Here is a 5,420-nt window from a genome sequence, read left to right on the forward strand (position 1 = left end):
CGGGTATCGGCGCGCCCACGGGGATCGGCGCCCCGACGGGGATCGGGGCGCCCACGGGGATCGGGGCGCCCACCGGGATCGGCGCGCCCACCGGGATTGGGGCGCCGACCGGGATTGGGGCGCCGACCGGGATCGGGGCGCCGACCGGCAGGGGTGCACCCACCGGCACCGCGCCTGCCGGCACCGGTGCGCCCGCCGGCACCGGTCCAAGCGCGATCAGCGGCGCACCCGCCGGCACCACCGGGACCGGCCCGGGCGAAACAATCGGAACGCCGGCCATGGAAGTAATTGGAGCGCTGCACGCATTCGCGGCCGGCGTTCCCCCTGCGGGTGCCGGTCCGCCTGCGGCCGGCGCTCCCCCTCCGGAAGCCGGTCCGCCTGCGGCCGGCGCGCCGCCTGCGGTGGCGGGCCAGCCCGTCATTGCCGGTCCGCCTGCGGTGGAGCTGTAGGCGCATTGGCACGTCGTCGCTGCCGATGCGCCGGGCGACGCTGTGCCTGCGGGCGCTGGCGCGCCGGGCGCCGGTGCCGCGGGTACCGGTGCCCCCGCGCCCGCGCCGCCTGCTGCCGCCGGTCCGCCGGCCGCCGGTCCGCCGGCCGCCGGCGCCACAGCCTCGCCCGACATCCCCTGGACGCACGCGTAGCCCCCGGTTTTCATCGGCGGTGGGGCGGCTGCCGCGTCCGGGCTCAACGCTATGGCAGCTCCGCACAATCCAACGCCGGCAACTACTTTGATGTTCAACCGATCGACGATCGCCATCAGCGTCAACTCTCCTTCGTCACCGCTTTGATACGCCTGGCCGTATCGAGGTCCTTCTTCGACACCGGGCTAATTGTCGACAGCCCACGCGGACCACAAGCCGCGGCGCACCGCGCCGTTTCCAAATGGTGACGTCACGACGGTGTCACAGGTCGGCGTCACCGGGCCTTGCCTGAAACGCGGGCCGGAACACGGTTTCCGCGGCGCAGAGGTCTGGCGCTCTTACCGGCGCGCAACGGTGTTTCGCGCTGTTCTAGGCTGACGGCGAGCGCGTCATCAGCGGACTCGCCGAAGACATCACAGACAGGGAGAGATCACGTGACGGTCCGAGTAGGCATCAACGGCTTCGGTCGAATCGGACGCAATTTCTACCGGGCCTTGCTGGCTCAACAGGAGCAGGGGAACGCCGACATCGAGGTGGTCGCGGTCAACGACATCACCGACAACGCGACGCTGGCGCACCTGCTCCGATTCGACTCCATCCTCGGGCGGCTGCCTTATGACGTCAGCCTGGAGGGCGAGGACACCATCGTGGTGGGCACCGCAAAAATCAAGGCCCTCGAGGTCCGCGAGGGCCCGGCGGCGATGCCGTGGAAAGACCTCGGCGTCGACGTCGTCGTCGAGTCCACCGGGCTGTTCACCAACGCGGCCAAGGCCAAGGGCCACCTGGAGGCGGGCGCCAAGAAGGTGATCATTTCCGCGCCCGCGACCGACCCCGACATCACGATCGTCCTCGGCGTCAACGACGACAAGTACGACGGCAGCCAGAACATCATCTCCAACGCCTCATGCACCACGAATTGCCTTGCGCCGCTGGCGAAGGTGGTGAACGACGAGTTCGGCATCGTCAAGGGGCTGATGACCACCATCCACGCCTACACCCAGGATCAGAATCTGCAGGACGGGCCCCACAAGGACCTGCGCCGGGCGCGGGCGGCCGCGCTGAACATCGTGCCGACGTCGACGGGAGCGGCCAAGGCGATCGGCCTGGTGATGCCGGAGCTAAAGGGCAAGCTCGACGGCTATGCGTTGCGGGTGCCGATTCCCACCGGCTCGGTCACCGACCTGACCGCCGAGCTGTCGAAATCCGCCACCGCCGAGGAAATCAACGCGGCTTTCAAAGCCGCCGCCGAGGGCAGGCTCAAGGGCATCCTGAAGTACTACGACGCTCCGATCGTCTCCAGCGACATCGTCACCGACCCACACAGCTCGATCTTCGACTCCGGCCTGACCAAGGTGATCGGCAACCAGGCGAAGGTGGTGTCGTGGTACGACAACGAATGGGGGTACTCCAACCGCCTCATCGACCTGGTATCCCTGGTCGGCAAGTCGCTGTAACCGTGCCGTCGTTCTCCCTGCACACGCTCGAAGACCTTCTCGCGGAAGGTGTTTCGGGTCGCGGAGTGTTGGTGCGATCCGACCTCAACGTCCCGCTCGACGATTCCGGTAAAATCACCGACCCCGGCCGCATCACCGCGTCGGTGCCGACGCTGACGGCGCTGCTCGAGGCCGGCGCCCGGGTGGTGGTCGCCGCGCATCTGGGCCGTCCCAAGGATGGACCCGACCCGAAGCTTTCGCTGTCACCGGTCGCCGCGGCGCTCGGCGAACAGCTGGGCCGGCATGTGCAACTGGCCGGTGATGTCGTCGGCACCGACGCGCTGGCCCGCGCCGAGGGGCTGACCGACGGTGACATCTTGCTGCTGGAAAACGTCCGCTTCGACCCGCGCGAAACCAGCAAGGACGACGGCGAGCGGTTGGCGCTGGCCAGGCAACTCGCCGAATTGGTCAGCCCGGGCGGGGCTTTCGTTTCCGACGGCTTCGGGGTGGTGCACCGCAAGCAGGCCTCGGTGTACGACGTCGCCACCCTGCTGCCGCACTACGCCGGCAAGCTGGTGGCCGAGGAGATCCGGGTGCTGGAGCAGTTGACCGGCTCAACCGAACGTCCCTACGCGGTGGTGCTCGGAGGATCGAAGGTGTCCGACAAGCTGGGCGTGATCGAGTCCCTGGCCACCAAGGCCGACAGCATCGTCATCGGCGGCGGTATGTGCTTCACTTTCCTTGCTGCTCATGGCCTTTCGGTGGGTACGTCGCTGATGGAAGCCGACATGATCGACACGTGCCGCAGGCTGCTGGACACCTATCACGATGTGTTGCACCTACCGGTGGACATCGTGGTGGCGGAGAAGTTCGCCGCCGACTCGCCTCCGGAAACCGTGTTCACGGACCGGATTCCGGAGAGCAAGATGGGCCTGGACATTGGGCCGGAGTCGGTCAAGCGCTTCACCACGCTGCTGTCCAACGCCAGGACCGTCTTCTGGAACGGTCCCATGGGGGTGTTCGAATTCGCGCCCTTCGCCGCCGGGACTAAGGGGGTCGCGGAAGCGATCGCCGCGGCGACGCGCAAGGGCGCCTTCAGCGTGGTGGGCGGCGGGGACTCCGCCGCGGCGGTGCGGGCGCTGGGTATCCCGGAGGGCGACTTCTCGCACATTTCCACCGGCGGCGGCGCGTCGCTGGAGTACCTGGAAGGCAAGACGCTGCCGGGCATGGAGGTTCTTGGCAATCCACAGCCCGGGCGAGACGAGGGGGCAGGAGACTCGTGAGCCGCAAGCCGCTGATCGCGGGCAACTGGAAGATGAACCTCAATCACTTCGAGGCGATCGCGCTGGTGCAGAAGATTGCATTCGCGCTGCCGGACAAGTACTTCGACAAGGTCGACGTCACGGTCATCCCGCCCTTCACCGACCTGCGCAGCGTGCAGACGTTGGTCGACGGTGACAAGCTGCGTCTGACCTACGGGGCGCAGGACCTGTCCCAGCACGACTCCGGCGCGTACACCGGCGACATCAGCGGCGCCTTCCTCGCCAAGCTGGGCTGCAGCTTCGTGGTCGTCGGACACTCCGAGCGGCGCACCTACCACAACGAGGACGACGCGCTGGTGGCCGCCAAGGCCGCCGCCGCGCTCAGGCATGAGCTCACCCCCATCGTCTGCATTGGCGAGCACCTCGACGTCCGGGAGGCGGGGGAGCACGTCAGCCACTGCGAGGAGCAGCTGCGCGGCTCGCTGGCCGGGCTGTCGAGCGAGCAGATCGGGAAGGTCGTCATCGCCTACGAGCCCGTGTGGGCCATTGGAACCGGACGGGTCGCCAGCGCGTCCGATGCTCAGGAGGTGTGCGCGGCGGTCCGGAAGGAATTGGGCTCGCTGGCCTCGGCCCAGGTCGCGGACGCCGCCAGAGTGCTTTACGGCGGATCGGTGAACGCGAAAAACATCGGCGACATCGTCGCCCAAGAAGATATCGACGGGGCCCTCGTCGGCGGTGCGTCGCTGGACGGTGAGCAGTTCGCGACGCTGGCGGCAATCGCCGCCGGCGGGCCGCTGCCGTAGTCCCGGGACCGGTCCGGGCGCCCTAATCAAACCGCCGGAGCTGGACAACGGGCGAGTACTCGTGCGAGAGTACTCGCGTGTCGTCGATACGGATCTTCATCCTGGCGGCGCTGGAGGAGCGCGGCCCGATGCACGGGCACCAGCTGCGACTGTTGGCCGAAGAGGAGCACGTCGGCTTGTGGACGGACATCACGGTCGGTGGCTTGTACGGGGCGATCAAGCGGCTGGCGGCCGAGGACCTCATCGAGGAGCTTCGCGTCGAGCGCGCCGGAGCCTACCCGCAACGGCAGGTATGGGCGATCACGGACGCCGGGCGCGAGGCCGTCGGCGCGCTGCGGCTCAGGGCGTTGCGCGAGATCGTGATCAAACCTGACCCGTTTGACCTGGCCATTACGCGACTGCACTCGGACCACGCCGACGACCTGCCGACGATTCTTGCCGCCCGCATCGGATCGCTGAAAGCCATGCTCACCGAGTGGGAGGCCCATGCCGCCACCATCGACCGTTATCTGACCGCCGCGGAGAAGCTGGTGATGAAGCACCGGGCCGGCCGGCTGCGCGCCGAAATCACGTGGCACACCGAACTTTTGGAAGCTTTGCCCGCGCTCGTCTCGGATGGCGAGGAAATATGAGCAGTCAAACGTCGAAAAAGGTTCTCGCCCAACGCCGCAGCTGGTTTGCGCTCGCGGTGCTGCTGGTCGGCGCATTCATGGCATTGCTGGACACCACGATCGTCAATGTCGCGATTCCGACGATCCGCACCAGTCTGGGTGCATCGAACGCCACGCTGTCGTGGATCGTTTCCGGCTACGCGCTGGCCTTCGGGCTGGCTTTGATACCGGCCGGCAGAGTGGGGGACCGGCTGGGACACAAGTGGGTGTTCATCGCAGGTCTGTCGCTGTTCACGGTTGCGAGTCTGGCGTGCGGCCTGGCCCGTGACGACGCGCAGCTCATCACCGCACGCGCAATCCAGGGCCTGGCCGGTGGCATGTTCTTCACCCCGATCACCGCGTTGATCCAGTTGATGTTCGCCGACCGGGCGCGAGCGCGCGCATTCGCGGTGATGGGAGCGACGATCGGCTTTTCGGTTGCGCTCGGCCCCCTGGTCGGCGGCCTGATCATTGCGGCCTCGGGCGCGCACGTCGGCTGGCGGCTCGTATTCGACGTGAACGTCCCGCTCGGCGTCCTCGCGGTCGTCGCCGCGGTCGTGCTCCTTCCGGCTGGGGCCGAAGGTAGGGAAGGCAAGGGCGATTGGCCCGGCCTGGCATTGCTGTCGGCGGG

Annotated in this window: 6 protein-coding genes; 5 read left to right on the forward strand and 1 reads right to left on the reverse strand. The window is 67.9% G+C overall.

The annotated features are described in order from the left end of the window. Positions 1 to 757 (reverse strand): hypothetical protein (locus tag JO059_RS03410; RefSeq protein WP_293314712.1); only part of this gene is annotated, 757 nt, incomplete at its 3' end. Between the two features lie 318 nt (positions 758 to 1,075). Between JO059_RS03410 and gap the strand changes: the two genes are divergently transcribed. The 5 genes from gap to JO059_RS03435 form a co-directional block, all read left to right on the forward strand. Further along, positions 1,076 to 2,095, forward strand: a complete 1,020-nt coding sequence (gap, locus tag JO059_RS03415) for a type I glyceraldehyde-3-phosphate dehydrogenase (RefSeq protein ID WP_293314713.1) — start codon at positions 1,076 to 1,078, stop codon at positions 2,093 to 2,095. Positions 2,096 to 2,097: 2 nt separating this feature from the next. After that, entirely contained in the window at positions 2,098 to 3,357 is a 1,260-nt protein-coding gene (locus JO059_RS03420) for a phosphoglycerate kinase (RefSeq protein ID WP_293314714.1), read from the forward strand. After that, positions 3,354 to 4,139, forward strand: coding sequence for a triose-phosphate isomerase (gene tpiA / locus JO059_RS03425; protein ID WP_293314715.1), 786 nt, complete (start codon positions 3,354 to 3,356; stop codon positions 4,137 to 4,139). The genes JO059_RS03420 and tpiA overlap by 4 nt, the downstream gene beginning before the upstream one ends. Positions 4,140 to 4,216: 77 nt before the next feature. Beyond that, on the forward strand, positions 4,217 to 4,771 hold the full coding sequence (locus JO059_RS03430; RefSeq protein WP_293314716.1) for a helix-turn-helix transcriptional regulator: 555 nt from the start codon (positions 4,217 to 4,219) through the stop codon (positions 4,769 to 4,771). After that, a partial coding sequence (locus JO059_RS03435) for an MFS transporter (RefSeq protein ID WP_293314717.1) occupies positions 4,768 to 5,420 on the forward strand: 653 nt, incomplete at its 3' end. The genes JO059_RS03430 and JO059_RS03435, both read left to right, overlap by 4 nt.

Source organism: Mycobacterium sp. (genome assembly GCF_019247615.1).
GTDB lineage: Bacteria > Actinomycetota > Actinomycetes > Mycobacteriales > Mycobacteriaceae > Mycobacterium.